At 45.2% G+C, this 16,459-nt stretch carries 14 protein-coding genes; all 14 read left to right on the top strand.

The genetic code is table 11. The features are described 5' to 3' along the window. Nucleotides 1-55 precede the first annotated feature (55 nt). A complete protein-coding gene (gene rpoB / locus EYA81_RS10560) occupies nt 56-3,868 on the top strand; it encodes a DNA-directed RNA polymerase subunit beta (protein ID WP_117601001.1) in 3,813 nt (1,270 codons plus the stop codon). A gap of 108 nt (nt 3,869-3,976) precedes the next feature. Then, nucleotides 3,977-8,272: a DNA-directed RNA polymerase subunit beta' gene (gene rpoC / locus EYA81_RS10565; protein ID WP_117601002.1), complete on the top strand. Its 4,296-nt coding sequence runs from the start codon at nt 3,977-3,979 to the stop codon at nt 8,270-8,272. A gap of 271 nt (nt 8,273-8,543) precedes the next feature. Beyond that, the gene (locus EYA81_RS10570) at nt 8,544-8,855 is read left to right on the top strand and encodes a DUF3467 domain-containing protein (protein WP_117601003.1); all 312 of its coding nucleotides are present in this window, start codon (nt 8,544-8,546) and stop codon (nt 8,853-8,855) included. A 119-nt stretch (nt 8,856-8,974) separates the two neighbouring features. Then, nucleotides 8,975-9,376, top strand: a complete 402-nt coding sequence (gene rpsL, locus EYA81_RS10575) for a 30S ribosomal protein S12 (protein WP_005825712.1) — start codon at nt 8,975-8,977, stop codon at nt 9,374-9,376. Nucleotides 9,377-9,532: 156 nt separating this feature from the next. Beyond that, entirely contained in the window at nt 9,533-10,009 is a 477-nt protein-coding gene (rpsG, locus tag EYA81_RS10580) for a 30S ribosomal protein S7 (protein ID WP_005825710.1), read from the top strand. A gap of 57 nt (nt 10,010-10,066) precedes the next feature. Next, on the top strand, nt 10,067-12,184 hold the full coding sequence (gene fusA / locus EYA81_RS10585; protein ID WP_117601004.1) for an elongation factor G: 2,118 nt from the start codon (nt 10,067-10,069) through the stop codon (nt 12,182-12,184). An 87-nt stretch (nt 12,185-12,271) separates the two neighbouring features. Beyond that, nucleotides 12,272-12,577: a 30S ribosomal protein S10 gene (gene rpsJ / locus EYA81_RS10590; RefSeq protein ID WP_004291244.1), complete on the top strand. Its 306-nt coding sequence runs from the start codon at nt 12,272-12,274 to the stop codon at nt 12,575-12,577. A gap of 19 nt (nt 12,578-12,596) precedes the next feature. Further along, on the top strand, nt 12,597-13,214 hold the full coding sequence (gene rplC / locus EYA81_RS10595) for a 50S ribosomal protein L3 (protein ID WP_117601005.1): 618 nt from the start codon (nt 12,597-12,599) through the stop codon (nt 13,212-13,214). Next, the gene (rplD, locus tag EYA81_RS10600; RefSeq protein ID WP_005825707.1) at nt 13,214-13,840 is read left to right on the top strand and encodes a 50S ribosomal protein L4; all 627 of its coding nucleotides are present in this window, start codon (nt 13,214-13,216) and stop codon (nt 13,838-13,840) included. The genes rplC and rplD overlap by 1 nt, the downstream gene beginning before the upstream one ends. A 16-nt stretch (nt 13,841-13,856) precedes the next feature. Next, nucleotides 13,857-14,150, top strand: coding sequence for a 50S ribosomal protein L23 (gene rplW, locus EYA81_RS10605; RefSeq protein ID WP_005825706.1), 294 nt, complete (start codon nt 13,857-13,859; stop codon nt 14,148-14,150). 5 nt (nt 14,151-14,155) lie between these two features. Next, on the top strand, nt 14,156-14,980 hold the full coding sequence (rplB, locus tag EYA81_RS10610; RefSeq protein ID WP_117601006.1) for a 50S ribosomal protein L2: 825 nt from the start codon (nt 14,156-14,158) through the stop codon (nt 14,978-14,980). Between the two features lie 20 nt (nt 14,981-15,000). Continuing rightward, on the top strand, nt 15,001-15,270 hold the full coding sequence (rpsS, locus tag EYA81_RS10615) for a 30S ribosomal protein S19 (protein ID WP_002558070.1): 270 nt from the start codon (nt 15,001-15,003) through the stop codon (nt 15,268-15,270). A gap of 36 nt (nt 15,271-15,306) precedes the next feature. Then, entirely contained in the window at nt 15,307-15,717 is a 411-nt protein-coding gene (gene rplV, locus EYA81_RS10620; protein ID WP_004291236.1) for a 50S ribosomal protein L22, read from the top strand. A gap of 5 nt (nt 15,718-15,722) precedes the next feature. Next, nucleotides 15,723-16,454 carry a 30S ribosomal protein S3 gene (rpsC, locus tag EYA81_RS10625; protein ID WP_004291235.1) on the top strand — a complete coding sequence of 244 codons (732 nt, stop codon included), beginning with the start codon at nt 15,723-15,725 and terminating at the stop codon, nt 16,452-16,454. The last annotated feature ends 5 nt before the right edge of the window (nt 16,455-16,459 follow it).

Below are 16,459 nucleotides of genomic sequence, written 5' to 3' on the forward strand. Positions count from 1 at the left end.
TTCTTAACCTTTTTGTGTATATATTTAAAATTAAGTTCTACAAATCCATTAACAGATGTCTTCAAATACTGTAAATCAAAGAGTTAATTTTGCTTCGACTAAGAATCCGCTTGAATATCCGGATTTTCTGGAAGTACAATTGAAGTCATTCAAAGACTTTCTACAACTGGACACCCCACCCGAGAAGCGTAAGAACGAGGGACTGTATAAAGTATTTGCTGAAAACTTCCCCATTGCCGATACAAGAAATAATTTTGTTCTTGAGTTTTTGGACTACTATATTGATCCGCCGCGCTATACCATTGATGAATGTATAGAGCGAGGGCTTACATATAGCGTGCCTTTGAAGGCAAAATTGAAATTATATTGTACCGACCCCGACCACGAAGATTTTGACACGGTCATTCAGGACGTGTTCCTAGGTCCCATTCCTTACATGACGGATAAGGCGACATTCGTCATCAACGGTGCGGAACGTGTGGTTGTATCCCAACTTCACCGTTCACCGGGCGTATTTTTCGGACAGAGCGTACATGCCAACGGTACCAAGTTGTACTCAGCCCGTATCATCCCGTTCAAGGGTTCGTGGATTGAGTTTGCCACCGACATCAACAACGTCATGTATGCTTACATTGACCGTAAGAAGAAATTGCCGGTTACTACTTTGCTGAGAGCCATCGGTTTTGAGAATGACAAGGACATTCTCGAGATCTTTAATTTGGCGGAAGACGTGAAGGTAAACAAGACGAATCTCAAGAAGATGGTGGGACGTAAGTTGGCCGCACGTGTGTTGAAAACATGGATTGAGGATTTTGTAGACGAAGATACCGGTGAAGTTGTTTCCATCGAGCGTAACGAAGTCGTTATCGATCGTGAAACTGTAATCGAGCCGGAACATGTTGATATTATATTAGAGTCGGGTGTTCAGAATATCCTCGTACACAAGGAAGAACCGAACCAGTCTGACTATTCTATTATATATAATACTCTGCAGAAGGATCCGAGTAACTCGGAAAAAGAAGCTGTACTCTACATCTACCGCCAGCTGCGTAATGCAGACCCAGCCGATGATGCCAGTGCACGCGAAGTTATCAATAACTTGTTCTTCTCAGAAAAGAGATATGACCTGGGTGATGTAGGCCGTTATCGTATCAACAGAAAGTTGAACTTGACGACCGATATGGACGTGCGTGTCCTTACCAAGGAAGATATTATCGAAATTATCAAATATCTCATCGAGTTGATTAACTCGAAAGCGGATGTGGATGATATCGACCACTTGAGCAACCGTCGTGTGCGTACAGTGGGCGAACAGTTGTCCAATCAGTTTGCCATCGGTCTGGCACGTATGTCGCGTACTATCCGCGAACGTATGAACGTCCGTGACAATGAAGTCTTTACTCCTATTGACCTGATTAACGCCAAGACAATCTCTTCCGTTATCAATTCATTCTTTGGAACGAATGCTTTGTCACAGTTCATGGACCAGACCAACCCGCTGGCCGAGATTACTCACAAGCGCCGTATGTCTGCCCTGGGTCCTGGCGGTTTGTCACGCGAACGTGCAGGCTTCGAGGTTCGTGACGTACACTATACTCACTACGGGCGTCTTTGTCCTATCGAGACTCCTGAAGGTCCGAACATCGGTTTGATTTCTTCACTCTGCGTATTTGCGAAAATCAACGAGCTCGGCTTCATTGAAACTCCGTACCGTAAGGTGGCAGATGGTAAGGTTGACCTTTCTGACGAAGGTTTGGTTTACCTCACCGCAGAAGAAGAGGAAGCCAAGATTATTGCGCAGGGTAATGCTCCTTTGAACGATGACGGTACTTTTGTACGTGATAAAGTAAAATCCCGTCAGGATGCCGACTATCCGGTGGTTCCTCCTTCCGAGGTGGAATTGATGGACGTATCTCCCCAGCAGATTGCTTCTATTGCAGCTTCTTTGATTCCGTTCCTGGAGCATGATGACGCCAACCGTGCATTGATGGGATCAAACATGATGCGTCAAGCTGTTCCTTTGTTGAAGAGCGAAGCTCCGATTGTAGGTACTGGTATCGAACGTCAGCTGGCACGCGATTCCCGTACGCAGATTACTGCCGAGGGTGACGGTGTGGTTGAATTCGTGGATGCAACGACTATCCGTATTCTGTACGACCGTACGGAAGAGGAGGAATTCGTAAGCTTCGAGCCTGCATTGAAAGAATATAATATCCCGAAATGGCGCCGTACCAACCAGAACATGACGATTGACCTCCGTCCGATTTGCGAGAAGGGCCAGCGCGTTACTGCAGGTCAAATTTTGACAGAAGGTTATTCAACCGAAGACGGAGAGCTTGCATTGGGTAAGAACCTGCTGGTTGCTTACATGCCGTGGAAGGGCTATAACTATGAGGATGCTATTGTACTGAACGAACGCGTGGTTCGTGAGGACCTTTTGACTTCTGTACACGTGGAAGAATATTCTTTGGAAGTTCGTGAAACGAAGCGTGGTATGGAAGAGTTGACTTCTGACATTCCCAATGTAAGTGAGGAAGCGACTAAAGACCTTGACGAAAACGGTATTGTTCGTGTGGGTGCCCGCATCGAGCCGGGGGATATCCTTATCGGTAAGATTACTCCGAAGGGTGAATCAGATCCTTCTCCGGAAGAGAAACTGCTCCGTGCCATCTTCGGTGATAAGGCCGGTGATGTGAAGGACGCTTCTTTGAAAGCTTCTCCTTCTTTGAAAGGTGTTGTTATCGGTAAGCGTCTGTTCTCTCGTGTTATTAAGACTCGCAGCTCCAAGCTGGCCGACAAGGCTCTGCTGCCGAAGATTGACGACGAATTCGATGCCAAGATAGGTGATCTCAAGAAAGTATTGATAAACAAACTGTTGAAGCTTACAGAAAACTATACATCGGAAGGTGTGAAGGATTACATGGGTGCCGACATAATTTCCAAAGGCGCCAGATTCTCTGCTTCCGACTTCAGTGATTTGGACTTCACTGCTGTTCAGTTGAGCAACTGGACGAAGGATGAACATACCAACGGACTGATTCGTGCGTTGGTGATGAACTTCATCAAGAAGTATAAGGAACTCGATGCCGAGTTGAAGCGCAAGAAGTTTGCCATTACTATCGGTGACGAGTTGCCCGCAGGTATCATTCAGATGGCCAAGGTATACATTGCCAAGAAACGTAAGATTGGTGTCGGTGACAAGATGGCTGGTCGTCATGGTAACAAGGGCATTGTTTCCCGCGTGGTACGCCAGGAAGACATGCCGTTCCTTGCTGACGGTACTCCGGTAGACATCGTGCTGAATCCGTTGGGTGTGCCTTCACGTATGAACATCGGTCAGATATTCGAGGCCGTTCTCGGTCGTGCCGGAAAGAACTTGGGCGTGAAGTTTGCCACTCCTATCTTTGACGGTGCATCTTTGGACGATTTGAACGAATGGACCGATAAGGCCGGCTTGCCCCGTTACGGCAAGACAACGCTGTATGATGGTGGTACCGGTGAAGCATTCGAGCAGCAGGCTACGGTAGGTGTGACCTACATGCTGAAGCTCGGTCACATGGTTGAAGACAAGATGCACGCACGTTCCATCGGTCCGTACTCACTCATTACGCAACAGCCGTTGGGTGGTAAGGCACAGTTCGGTGGTCAGCGTTTTGGAGAAATGGAAGTTTGGGCTCTCGAAGCATTCGGTGCCGCACACATTCTGCAGGAAATCCTGACTATCAAGTCTGATGACGTTGTAGGACGTTCCAAGGCTTATGAAGCAATCGTGAAGGGTGAGCCGATGCCTGCTCCGGGTATCCCCGAGTCACTGAACGTATTGCTGCACGAGTTGAGAGGTTTGGGCTTGAGCATCAACTTAGAATAATGGATAATTGATAATTGAGAATGGATAATGCAAGTTACCATTCTCAATTATCGGTTTTCAGTTTTTCAATTTCAATTTTCCATTGTCAATTATCAATTAAATAAATTTATGGCTTTTAGAAAAGATAACAAGATAAAGAGTAATTTCTCGAAAATCTCTATCGGTTTGGCTTCTCCTGAGGAAATCCTTGAGAATTCGAGTGGTGAAGTTTTAAAGCCTGAAACCATCAACTATCGTACGTATAAGCCCGAACGCGACGGATTGTTCTGCGAGCGCATCTTTGGTCCTATCAAGGATTACGAGTGCCATTGCGGTAAGTACAAGCGTATCCGTTACAAAGGCATCGTCTGCGACCGTTGTGGTGTGGAAGTGACTGAAAAGAAAGTGCGCCGTGAGCGTATGGGACATATCCAGCTCGTTGTGCCCGTGGCTCACATTTGGTATTTCCGTTCACTTCCCAACAAAATCGGTTACTTGTTGGGCCTGCCCACCAAGAAACTGGATGCCATTATCTATTACGAGCGTTATGTTGTCATTCAGCCAGGTGTACTGTCCGACGAAGTGGCACAGTACGACTTGCTGGAAGAAGGAGAATACCTGGACTTACTGGAAAAGTTGCCGAAAGACAACCAATTCCTCGAAGATTCAGACCCCAATAAGTTCATTGCCAAGATGGGCGCGGAAGCTATCTACGATTTGCTGTCACACCTCGATCTTGACTCTTTGTCTTACGAACTGCGTAATCGTGCCGGAAGCGATGCTTCACAACAACGCAAGACCGAAGCCCTGAAACGTCTTCAGGTAGTTGAGTCGTTCCGTGCATCACGTGGACGCAACAAGCCTGAGTGGATGATTGTACGCATTGTGCCGGTTATTCCACCCGAACTTCGTCCGTTGGTTCCGTTGGATGGAGGGCGTTTCGCAACTTCTGACTTGAACGATCTTTACCGTCGTGTCATCATCCGTAACAATCGTCTGAAGAGATTGATTGAAATCAAGGCTCCTGAGGTGATTTTACGTAATGAAAAACGTATGTTGCAGGAAGCTGTCGACTCTCTGTTCGACAACTCTCGTAAATCGAGTGCTGTGAAGACTGACGCTAACCGTCCGTTGAAGTCACTTTCTGACAGTTTGAAGGGCAAGCAAGGACGTTTCCGTCAGAATTTGTTGGGTAAGCGTGTCGACTATTCCGCACGTTCTGTAATCGTTGTAGGTCCAGAGTTGAAAATGGGTGAATGCGGTATTCCAAAACTGATGGCAGCTGAGCTTTATAAGCCGTTCATCATCCGTAAGCTCATTGAGCGCGGTATCGTGAAGACGGTAAAGAGTGCCAAGAAGATTGTAGATCGCAAGGAACCTGTTATCTGGGATATTCTGGAACACGTGATGAAGGGTCATCCGGTGCTGTTGAACCGTGCTCCGACACTTCACCGTCTCGGTATTCAGGCATTCCAGCCCAAGATGATCGAAGGTAAGGCAATCCAGCTGCACCCGTTGGCATGTACGGCGTTTAATGCCGACTTCGACGGTGACCAGATGGCCGTTCACTTGCCGCTGAGCAACGAAGCGATTCTGGAAGCACAAATGCTGATGCTCCAGTCACACAATATATTGAACCCTGCTAACGGTGCTCCTATCACTGTGCCCGCCCAAGATATGGTACTCGGTTTGTACTACATCACTAAGTTGCGCAAAGGTGCCAAAGGTGAGGGGTTGACATTCTACGGTCCAGAAGAAGCACTGATTGCCTATAATGAAGGTAAGTGCGACATTCACGCTCCGGTAAGCGTCATAGTGAAAGACGTTGATGAGAATGGCAACATTGTGGACAAGATGATGCACGATACCTCCGTGGGCCGTGTCATTGTCAACGAAATTGTTCCGGCAGAAGCAGGATATATCAATACGATTATCTCCAAGAAGTCACTCCGCGATATCATCAGTCACGTAATCAAGGTGTGTGGTGTTGCCAAGGCAGCCGACTTCCTCGACGGGATCAAGAACCTCGGTTACTACATGGCCTTCAAGGGTGGTCTGTCGTTCAACTTGGGGGATATCATCATCCCGGAAGAGAAGGAAGCATTAGTACAGAAAGGTTATGATGAAGTAGAGCAGGTAATCAATAACTATAACATGGGTTTCATCACCAACAACGAGCGTTACAATCAGGTAATCGATATCTGGACACACGTGAACTCAGAGTTGTCCAACATCTTGATGAAAACCATTTCAAGCGACGACCAGGGTTTCAACTCTGTATACATGATGCTGGATTCCGGTGCCCGTGGTTCTAAGGAACAGATCCGTCAGCTCTCCGGTATGCGTGGTTTGATGGCAAAGCCCCAGAAAGCAGGTGCCGAAGGCGGTCAGATTATTGAAAATCCGATTCTTTCTAACTTTAAGGAAGGTCTGTCCGTGTTGGAATACTTTATCTCTACTCACGGTGCCCGTAAGGGTCTTGCCGATACCGCTTTGAAGACGGCTGACGCCGGATACCTGACCCGTCGTCTGGTTGACGTATCGCACGATGTGATTATTAATGAAGAAGACTGCGGCACGCTCCGCGGATTGGTTTGTACAGCATTGAAAAACAATGACGAAACCATCGCCACTCTGTATGAACGCATCCTCGGTCGTGTATCCGTACATGATATTGTTCATCCTACAACTGGCGAACTGATTGTGGCTGGCGGTGAGGAAATTACCGAAGACATTGCGCAGAAGATTGAAGATTCCCCGATTGAGAGTGTTGAAATCCGTTCCGTATTGACCTGCGAATCCAAGAAGGGTGTTTGTGCCAAGTGTTACGGACGTAATCTGGCTTCCAGCCGCATGGTTCAGAAAGGTGAGGCAGTCGGCGTAATTGCTGCACAGTCTATCGGTGAGCCGGGTACACAGTTGACACTGCGTACATTCCATGCCGGTGGTACGGCAGCCAATATCGCTGCCAACGCAAGTATCGTGGCTAAGAACCCTGCCCGTTTGGAATTCGAAGAACTCCGTACGGTAGACGTTATTGACGAAGCAGGCGAACCTGCAAAGGTAGTGGTAGGCCGTCTGGCTGAAGTGCGTTTCGTGGATGTCAACACGGGTATTGTTCTTTCTACCCACAACGTACCTTACGGTTCTACGCTCTATGCTGCTGACGGTGAAATGGTAGAGAAGGGCAAGATGATTGCCCGTTGGGATCCGTTCAACGCAGTTATCATTACCGAAGCTACCGGTAAGATTGAATTTGAAGGCGTTATTGAAAACGTGACTTATAAGGTAGAGTCTGATGAATCTACCGGTTTGCGCGAAATCATCATCATTGAATCTAAGGATAAGACGAAGGTGCCTACCGCACACATCATGACAGAAGACGGCGAACTGATCCGTACATACAACTTGCCGGTAGGTGGCCACGTGGTGGTTGAGGACGGTCAAAAGGTAAAGGCCGGTGAAGTTATCGTGAAGATTCCGCGTGCCGTAGGTAAAGCGGGTGATATCACGGGTGGTCTTCCCCGTGTCACTGAGCTGTTTGAGGCACGTAACCCGTCTAATCCTGCTGTGGTTTCAGAAATCGACGGTGAGGTTACCATGGGTAAAGTGAAACGCGGTAACCGCGAAATCATCGTTACTTCCAAGACCGGCGAAGTGAAGAAGTACCTCGTACCGTTGTCCAAGCAGATTTTGGTTCAGGAGAACGACTATGTACGTGCCGGTACTCCGTTATCAGACGGTGCTATCACACCTGCGGACATCCTGGCCATCAAAGGTCCTACAGCCGTGCAGGAATATATCGTGAACGAGGTTCAGGACGTTTACCGTCTGCAGGGTGTGAAGATTAACGATAAGCACTTTGAAATCATCGTACGTCAGATGATGCGCAAGGTGGAAATTGACGAGCCGGGTGATACCCGCTTCCTGGAGCAGCAAGTTGTTGACAAGATGGAATTCATGGAAGAGAACGACCGTATCTGGGGAAAGAAGGTGGTAGTGGATGCTGGAGATTCCCAGAGTTTGCAGGCTGGTCAGATCGTGACGGCCCGCAAGCTGCGTGACGAGAACTCCATGTTGAAACGCCGCGACTTGAAACCCGTGGAAGTGCGCGACGCTGTACCTGCGACTTCTACTCAGATTCTTCAAGGTATCACCCGTGCTGCATTGCAGACTTCAAGCTTCATGTCGGCTGCTTCCTTCCAAGAAACGACGAAGGTGCTGAACGAGGCTGCCATCAACGGAAAGGTGGACCGTCTGGAAGGTATGAAGGAGAACGTAATCTGCGGTCACCTGATTCCTGCCGGTACCGGACAGCGCGAGTTCGAGAAGATTATTGTTGGCTCCAAAGAAGAGTACGACCGTATGCTTGCTAACAAGAAGACGGTACTTGATTATGCTGTAGACGAGAAAGTAGAGGGATAACCTTACAACGTCAATATAATTCTATTAAATAGAGAGAGGGAATATCCTATAAGAAGGAGTATTCCCTCTCTGTTTTATCTTTGCCTCTTCCTTCTGTATTGCAACGCTTCTGCATGTTTGTTATAGTGCTACTGCAAAACGATTGTAGTGGCTTGCTTCTTTTTCTGGACGGATTATTATGTGTCTTTTGGGGACTTAAATGTATATCGTCCGAAAAAAAAGAGTACTTTTGGTCTATCTTTTAAGAACATTTTAAAAATAATTGTGCAACATGGAAAATCAAGAAAACAACAACGGTCAACTTCAGATAGAATTGAAGGAAGAAGTGGCGCAAGGTACATATGCCAATTTGGCTATTATAACTCATTCCAGTTCGGAATTTATTCTCGACTTTATTCGCGTGATGCCTGGAATGCCAAAGGCTGGTGTGCAATCGCGCATAGTTTTGGCACCCGAACATGCCAAGCGTTTGCTGCGTGCACTCGAAGAGAATATTGGGAAATACGAACGCTCTTTCGGACCGATTCACATGCCGGACGAACAAACATTTCCGCCTCTTCCCAACATCAAGGGTGAAGCGTAAAATTAAAAAAAAAAACTTGTAGTGCATTGATTATTCAAAACTTATTAGTATCTTTGCAGCCCAAAAGTGTATAGTTCTGAATTAATATAAACAATAATATATAACTAAAAACAATTAAAATGCCTACAATTCAGCAATTAGTAAGAAAAGGACGCGAAGTGCTGGTGGAGAAATCAAAGTCTCCAGCCTTGGACTCTTGTCCTCAAAGACGTGGCGTTTGCGTGAGAGTGTATACAACCACTCCGAAAAAACCGAATTCAGCTATGCGTAAAGTAGCTCGTGTACGTTTGACCAATGGTAAAGAGGTGAACTCTTATATTCCGGGAGAAGGTCACAATTTGCAAGAACACTCTATTGTATTGGTACGTGGTGGTCGTGTAAAAGACCTTCCGGGTGTGCGTTATCATATCGTACGTGGTACTTTGGATACTGCAGGTGTTGCAGGTCGTACACAAAGACGTTCCAAATACGGCGCAAAACGTCCGAAACCGGGTCAAGCAGCTCCTGCTAAGAAGAAATAATCTGGTGGCCTGATACCCAAAAACAGAAAAATTAAAAGTAATAACTTACGTTTTAGTTTGTTGGAAATGCTAAAGGTTGAGTAAATTCTCCGGAGGGAGAGTTGAAGAAGACAGAAGTAAACAACCAAGAACGAAAAACATTATTCTTTCAGACAAATGAGAAAAGCAAAACCGAAAAAACGCGTTATCCTTCCGGATCCCGTGTTCAATGATGTAAAAGTTTCCAAGTTCGTGAATCATTTGATGTACGATGGAAAGAAGAACACTTCTTATGAAATCTTCTATGCTGCGTTGGAAACAGTGAAGAATAAAATGCAGAACGAAGAGAAATCCGCTCTTGAAATTTGGAAAAAAGCTCTGGATAATGTGACTCCTCAGGTGGAAGTGAAGTCTCGCCGTGTGGGTGGTGCTACTTTCCAGGTTCCTACAGAAATCCGTGCTGACCGTAAGGAGTCAATTTCAATGAAGAACTTGATTATCTTTGCACGTAAGCGTGGTGGCAAGTCAATGGCTGACAAGTTAGCCGCTGAAATCATGGATGCTTTCAACGAACAGGGTGGTGCTTACAAACGTAAAGAAGACATGCACAGAATGGCAGAAGCTAACCGTGCGTTTGCTCATTTCAGATTCTAATACTATAAGAGACTAACCAATTAGAAGATTAAAAACTTAAAGTAAGGGAATTAGAAAATGGCAAAGCATGATTTACATTTGACACGTAATATCGGTATCATGGCCCACATCGATGCCGGAAAGACAACGACCTCTGAACGTATTTTGTTTTACACGGGTTTAACCCACAAAATCGGTGAGGTGCACGATGGTGCCGCTACAATGGACTGGATGGAGCAAGAACAGGAACGTGGTATCACTATCACTTCTGCTGCTACTACCACTCGTTGGAAATATGCCGGTGATACTTATAAAATTAACTTGATTGACACTCCGGGACACGTTGACTTTACCGCTGAGGTAGAGCGTTCTTTGCGTATTCTTGATGGCGCCGTTGCTGCTTACTGTGCAGTAGGTGGTGTTGAACCGCAATCTGAGACAGTTTGGCGCCAAGCTGACAAATATAACGTACCGCGTATCGCTTACGTTAATAAGATGGACCGTTCGGGCGCTGACTTCTTTGAAGTAGTTCGCCAAATGAAGGATGTTTTGGGAGCTAATCCGTGTCCTATCGTCGTTCCTATCGGTGCTGAGGAATCTTTCAAAGGCCTGGTAGACCTTATCAAAATGAAAGCTATCTATTGGCATGATGAAACAATGGGCGCTGACTATACAGTAGAGGAAATCCCTGCAAATCTGGTAGACGAAGCTAACGAATGGAGAGATAAGATGCTCGAAAAAGTGGCTGAGTTTGATGATGCTTTGATGGAGAAATATTTCGATGATCCTTCTACCATTACAGAAGAAGAGGTTTTGAGAGCTCTCCGTAACGCAACAGTGCAAATGGCTGTCGTTCCGATGCTTTGCGGTTCTTCATTCAAGAACAAAGGTGTACAGACATTGCTTGATTACGTTTGTGCATTCTTGCCTTCTCCGCTGGATACAGAGAATGTTGTCGGTACAAATCCCGAAACTGGTGCTGAAGAAGATCGTAAACCGAGCGAAGACGAAAAGACTTCTGCTTTGGCATTTAAGATTGCAACTGACCCGTATGTAGGTCGTTTGACTTTCTTCCGCGTTTATTCCGGTAAGATAGAGGCTGGTTCTTATATCTATAACTCTCGTTCTGGTAAGAAAGAACGCGTATCCCGTTTGTTCCAGATGCACTCAAACAAGCAGAATCCGGTAGAAGTTATCGGTGCTGGTGATATTGGTGCTGGCGTAGGTTTCAAGGATATACATACTGGTGATACATTGTGTGACGAAACTGCACCGATTGTATTGGAATCTATGGACTTCCCGGAACCGGTAATTGGTATCGCTGTTGAGCCTAAGACTCAGAAAGATATGGATAAGCTGTCAAATGGTTTGGCTAAGTTGGCTGAAGAAGACCCGACGTTCACAGTTAAGACTGACGAACAGACTGGTCAGACAGTTATCTCTGGTATGGGTGAGCTCCACTTGGATATTATTATCGACCGTCTGAAACGTGAGTTCAAGGTTGAATGTAACCAAGGTAAGCCTCAGGTTAACTACAAGGAGGCTATCACTAAGACAGTTAATTTGCGTGAAGTTTACAAGAAGCAGTCTGGTGGTCGTGGTAAATTCGCTGATATTATCGTGAATATCGGCCCGGTTGATGAAGACTTCAAGGAAGGTGGATTGCAATTCGTTGACGAAGTGAAGGGTGGTAACATCCCTAAGGAATTTATTCCGTCTGTACAGAAGGGCTTCACTACTGCTATGAAGAACGGTGTGTTGGCTGGTTATCCGCTGGATTCACTGAAAGTAACTTTGATTGACGGTTCTTTCCACCCGGTTGACTCTGACCAGTTGTCTTTCGAAATCTGTGCTATCCAGGCATATAAGAACGCTTGTGCTAAGGCGGGTCCGGTATTGATGGAGCCTATCATGAAGCTGGAAGTTGTTACTCCGGAAGAAAACATGGGTGATGTTATCGGTGACTTGAACAAGCGTCGTGGCCAGGTGGAAGGTATGGAATCTAGCCGTTCCGGTGCACGTATCGTGAAGGCAATGGTTCCGCTGGCAGAAATGTTTGGTTACGTAACAGCATTGCGTACCATCACTTCTGGTCGTGCAACCTCTTCAATGGTATATTCTCACCATGCCCAGGTTTCCAACTCTATTGCCAAGGCAGTATTGGAGGAAGTGAAAGGCCGTGCTGACTTAATCTAAAAAAAACTTGAAGTCCCGTAGGCTAGCGAATGACTCTTAGCCTGCGGAACTTCATCTTATATAACTATTTAATAACTAAAAACAGTAATGAGTCAAAAAATTAGAATCAAACTGAAATCTTACGACCACAACTTGGTTGACAAGTCAGCTGAGAAAATTGTAAGAACGGTGAAGACAACGGGCGCTATCGTTAGCGGTCCGATTCCTCTTCCTACGCACAAGCGTATCTTTACCGTGAACCGTTCGACTTTCGTTAACAAGAAGTCGCGTGAACAATTCGAACTCTCTTCTTACAAGAGACTGATTGACATCTATAGCTCAACAGCTAAGACAGTAGACGCTCTGATGAAGTTGGAGTTGCCGAGTGGTGTGGAAGTAGAAATTAAAGTGTAAGTATTAAAAATTAAGTGAAATGCCAGGATTATTAGGAAAAAAAATCGGAATGACATCCGTTTTCAGTGCCGAGGGTAAGAATGTACCATGCACTGTTATCGAAGCAGGTCCTTGTGTTGTTACTCAAGTGAAAACTGTAGAAAAGGACGGTTATGAAGCTGTTCAGCTGGGCTTCCAAGATAAGAAGGAGAAGCACACTACAAAGCCTTTGATGGGGCACTTTAAAAAAGCTGGAGTAACTCCCAAGAAACACTTGGCTGAGTTCAAAGAATTTGAAACAGAGTTGAATCTGGGTGACACTGTTACTGTAGAACTGTTCAATGACACAACTTTTGTTGACGTTGTAGGTACCTCTAAGGGTAAGGGGTTTCAGGGCGTGGTAAAGCGCCACGGTTTCGGTGGTGTAGGCCAGACTACTCACGGTCAGCACAACCGCGCTCGTAAGCCGGGTTCTATTGGTGCTTGTTCTTACCCCGCAAAAGTATTCAAGGGAATGCGCATGGGTGGACAGCTTGGTGGCGACAGAGTAACTGTTCAAAACCTGCAGGTATTAAAGGTAATCGCGGAGCATAATCTTCTTTTGATTAAGGGGTCTGTTCCTGGTTGCAAAGGTTCAATCGTAATAATTGAGAAATAATGGAAGTTAACGTATATAACATTAAAGGTGAAGACACTGGGAGAAAGATTACGTTAAACGAGTCTATCTTCGGAATTGAGCCCAACGACCACGCTATCTACTTGGATGTTAAACAGTTTATGGCTAACCAGCGTCAGGGTACACACAAGTCAAAGGAAAGAAGCGAAATCAGTGGTTCTACTCGTAAAATCGGTCGCCAGAAAGGTGGCGGTGGTGCACGTCGTGGTGACATGAACTCACCGGTACTTGTTGGTGGTGGACGCGTATTCGGTCCGAAACCGAGAGATTACTACTTCAAATTAAACAAGAAAGTAAAGGCTCTGGCTCGTAAGTCAGCTTTGTCATACAAGGCTCAGAACAACGCGGTTGTAGTGGTGGAAGACTTCTCTTTTGAAGCTCCGAAGACTAAAGATTTCGTTGCAATGACAAAAAATCTTAAAGTTTCTGACAAAAAGCTGCTTGTGATTTTACCAGAAGCAAATAAAAACGTATATTTGTCGGCTCGTAATGTAAAGGGTGCTAATGTGCAGACTATCTCAGGGTTGAATACTTATAGAGTATTGGACGCTGGGGTTGTTGTGTTTGCTGAAAGTGCACTTTCTGCTATCGACAATATCTTAATGTAAAAAGGAGGCTTAAATAATGGGAATTATTATTAAACCGTTAGTGACAGAGAAGATGACTGCAATTACTGATAAAACGAACAATCGTTTCGGCTTTATCGTGCGTCCTGAAGCTAATAAACTGGAAATTAAGAAGGAAGTTGAAGCCCTTTACAACGTTACAGTAGTTGATGTGAATACGATGAAGTATGCCGGCAAAAATAAGAGCCGCTATACTCGTGCCGGTATCATCAACGGACGTACGAATGCGTTCAAGAAAGCTATCGTTACGTTGAAAGAAGGAGATACTATTGATTTTTATAGCAATATTTAATAAAAATGGCAGTACGTAAATTTAAGCCCACAACACCGGGGCAAAGACATAAAATTATTGGTACTTACGAAGAGATTACTGCACGGGTACCAGAAAAGTCTCTTGTATTTGGTAAGAAATCTTCAGGTGGTCGTAACAATGAAGGTAAGATGACTATGCGCTACATCGGTGGCGGTAGTAAGAAGATTATTCGTATCGTAGATTTCAAGAGAAATAAAGACGGTGTGCCTGCAGTGGTTAAAACAATTGAATATGATCCGAATCGTTCGGCTCGTATTGCTTTGTTGTTTTATGCAGATGGAGAAAAAAGATATATTATTGCTCCCAACGGATTGCAAGTTGGTATGACTTTGATGTCAGGTGAGGCTGCTGCTCCGGAAATCGGAAACGCACTTCCACTTCAGAATATTCCGGTCGGTACTGTAATTCACAACATCGAATTACGTCCGGGACAAGGCGCTGCCTTGGTTCGCTCGGCCGGTAACTTCGCTCAGTTGACTTCCAGAGAAGGTAAGTACTGCGTTATCAAGTTGCCTTCAGGGGAGGTTCGTCAGATCCTCAGTACTTGTAAGGCTACTATCGGTAGTGTAGGTAACTCAGATCATGGATTGGAAAGTTCGGGTAAAGCTGGACGTTCTCGCTGGTTAGGACGTCGTCCGCGTAACCGTGGTGTTGTTATGAACCCGGTTGATCACCCGATGGGTGGTGGTGAAGGACGTGCTTCAGGAGGACACCCGAGATCTCGTAAGGGATTGTATGCTAAGGGTCTTAAGACAAGAGCTCCGAAGAAACAATCGTCTAAGTATATTATTGAGAGAAGAAAGAAGTAATCTGATTAATTGAGTAAATTATGAGTCGTTCATTAAAAAAAGGTCCGTATATTAACGTTAAGCTTGAGAAGAAAGTGCTTGCCATGAATGAATCGGGCAAGAAAGTGGTAGTTAAGACCTGGGCCAGAGCTTCAATGATTTCGCCTGATTTCGTAGGCCATACTGTTGCAGTTCACAACGGAAATAAATTTATTCCTGTTTATGTTACCGAAAATATGGTAGGACACAAGTTGGGAGAATTTGCTCCAACTCGTACTTTCAGAGGACACGCTGGTAACAAGAAAAAATAAAACAGGATTTATCTGAAATAATAAAGTAATAATATAATGGGAGCAAGAAAAAAAATATCGGCTGAAAAAAGAAAAGAAGCCCTTAAGACCATGTATTTTGCGAAATTGCAAAATGTTCCTACTTCCCCCCGTAAAATGCGTCTCGTGGCTGACATGATTCGTGGGATGGAGGTGAACAGAGCACTCGGCGTTTTGAAGTTCTCTTCAAAAGAGGCTGCCGCAAGAGTGGAAAAGTTGCTGCGCTCTGCAATTGCTAACTGGGAGCAGAAAAACGAACGTAAAGCTGAAAGTGGCGAGCTGTTCGTAACCAAGATTTTTGTTGATGGTGGTGCCACACTCAAAAGAATGAGACCGGCTCCGCAGGGTAGAGGTTACAGAATTCGTAAACGTTCAAACCACGTAACGTTGTTCGTTGGTTCTAAAAGTAATAACGAAGATCAAAATTAAGGTAAATGGGACAAAAAGTTAATCCAATAAGCAACCGTTTAGGAATTATCAGAGGATGGGATTCCAATTGGTATGGTGGAAAGAATTACGGCGACTCTCTGCTGGAAGATAGCAAGATTCGTAAATATTTGAACGCTCGTCTGGCAAAGGCTAGTGTGTCAAGAATTGTAATTGAACGTACACTGAAACTCGTGACTATTACCGTTTGTACTGCACGTCCGGGTATCATTATCGGTAAAGGTGGCCAAGAAGTTGACAAGTTGAAGGAGGAGTTGAAGAAGGTTACGGATAAGGATATTCAGATTAATATCTTCGAAGTTAAAAGACCTGAGTTGGACGCTGTTATCGTGGCTAACAACATTGCCCGTCAGGTTGAAGGCAAAATTGCCTACCGTCGTGCCATTAAGATGGCCATTGCCAATACAATGCGTATGGGTGCGGAAGGTATCAAGATTCAGATTTCAGGACGTTTGAATGGTGCAGAAATGGCTCGTTCTGAAATGTATAAGGAAGGAAGAACTCCGTTGCACACTTTCAGAGCAGATATCGACTATTGTCATGCAGAAGCATTGACTAAGGTTGGTCTTCTCGGTATTAAAGTTTGGATTTGTAGAGGTGAAGTTTATGGTAAGAAGGAGTTGGCTCCGAACTTTACGCAAAGCAAGGAAAGTGGTCGTGGAAGCAATAGCGGAAACAATGGCGGAAAGAACTTCAAAAGAAAGAAAAATAATCGCTAACGAAT

The organism is Bacteroides sp. A1C1 (genome assembly GCF_004328515.1).
Taxonomy (GTDB): domain Bacteria; phylum Bacteroidota; class Bacteroidia; order Bacteroidales; family Bacteroidaceae; genus Bacteroides; species Bacteroides uniformis.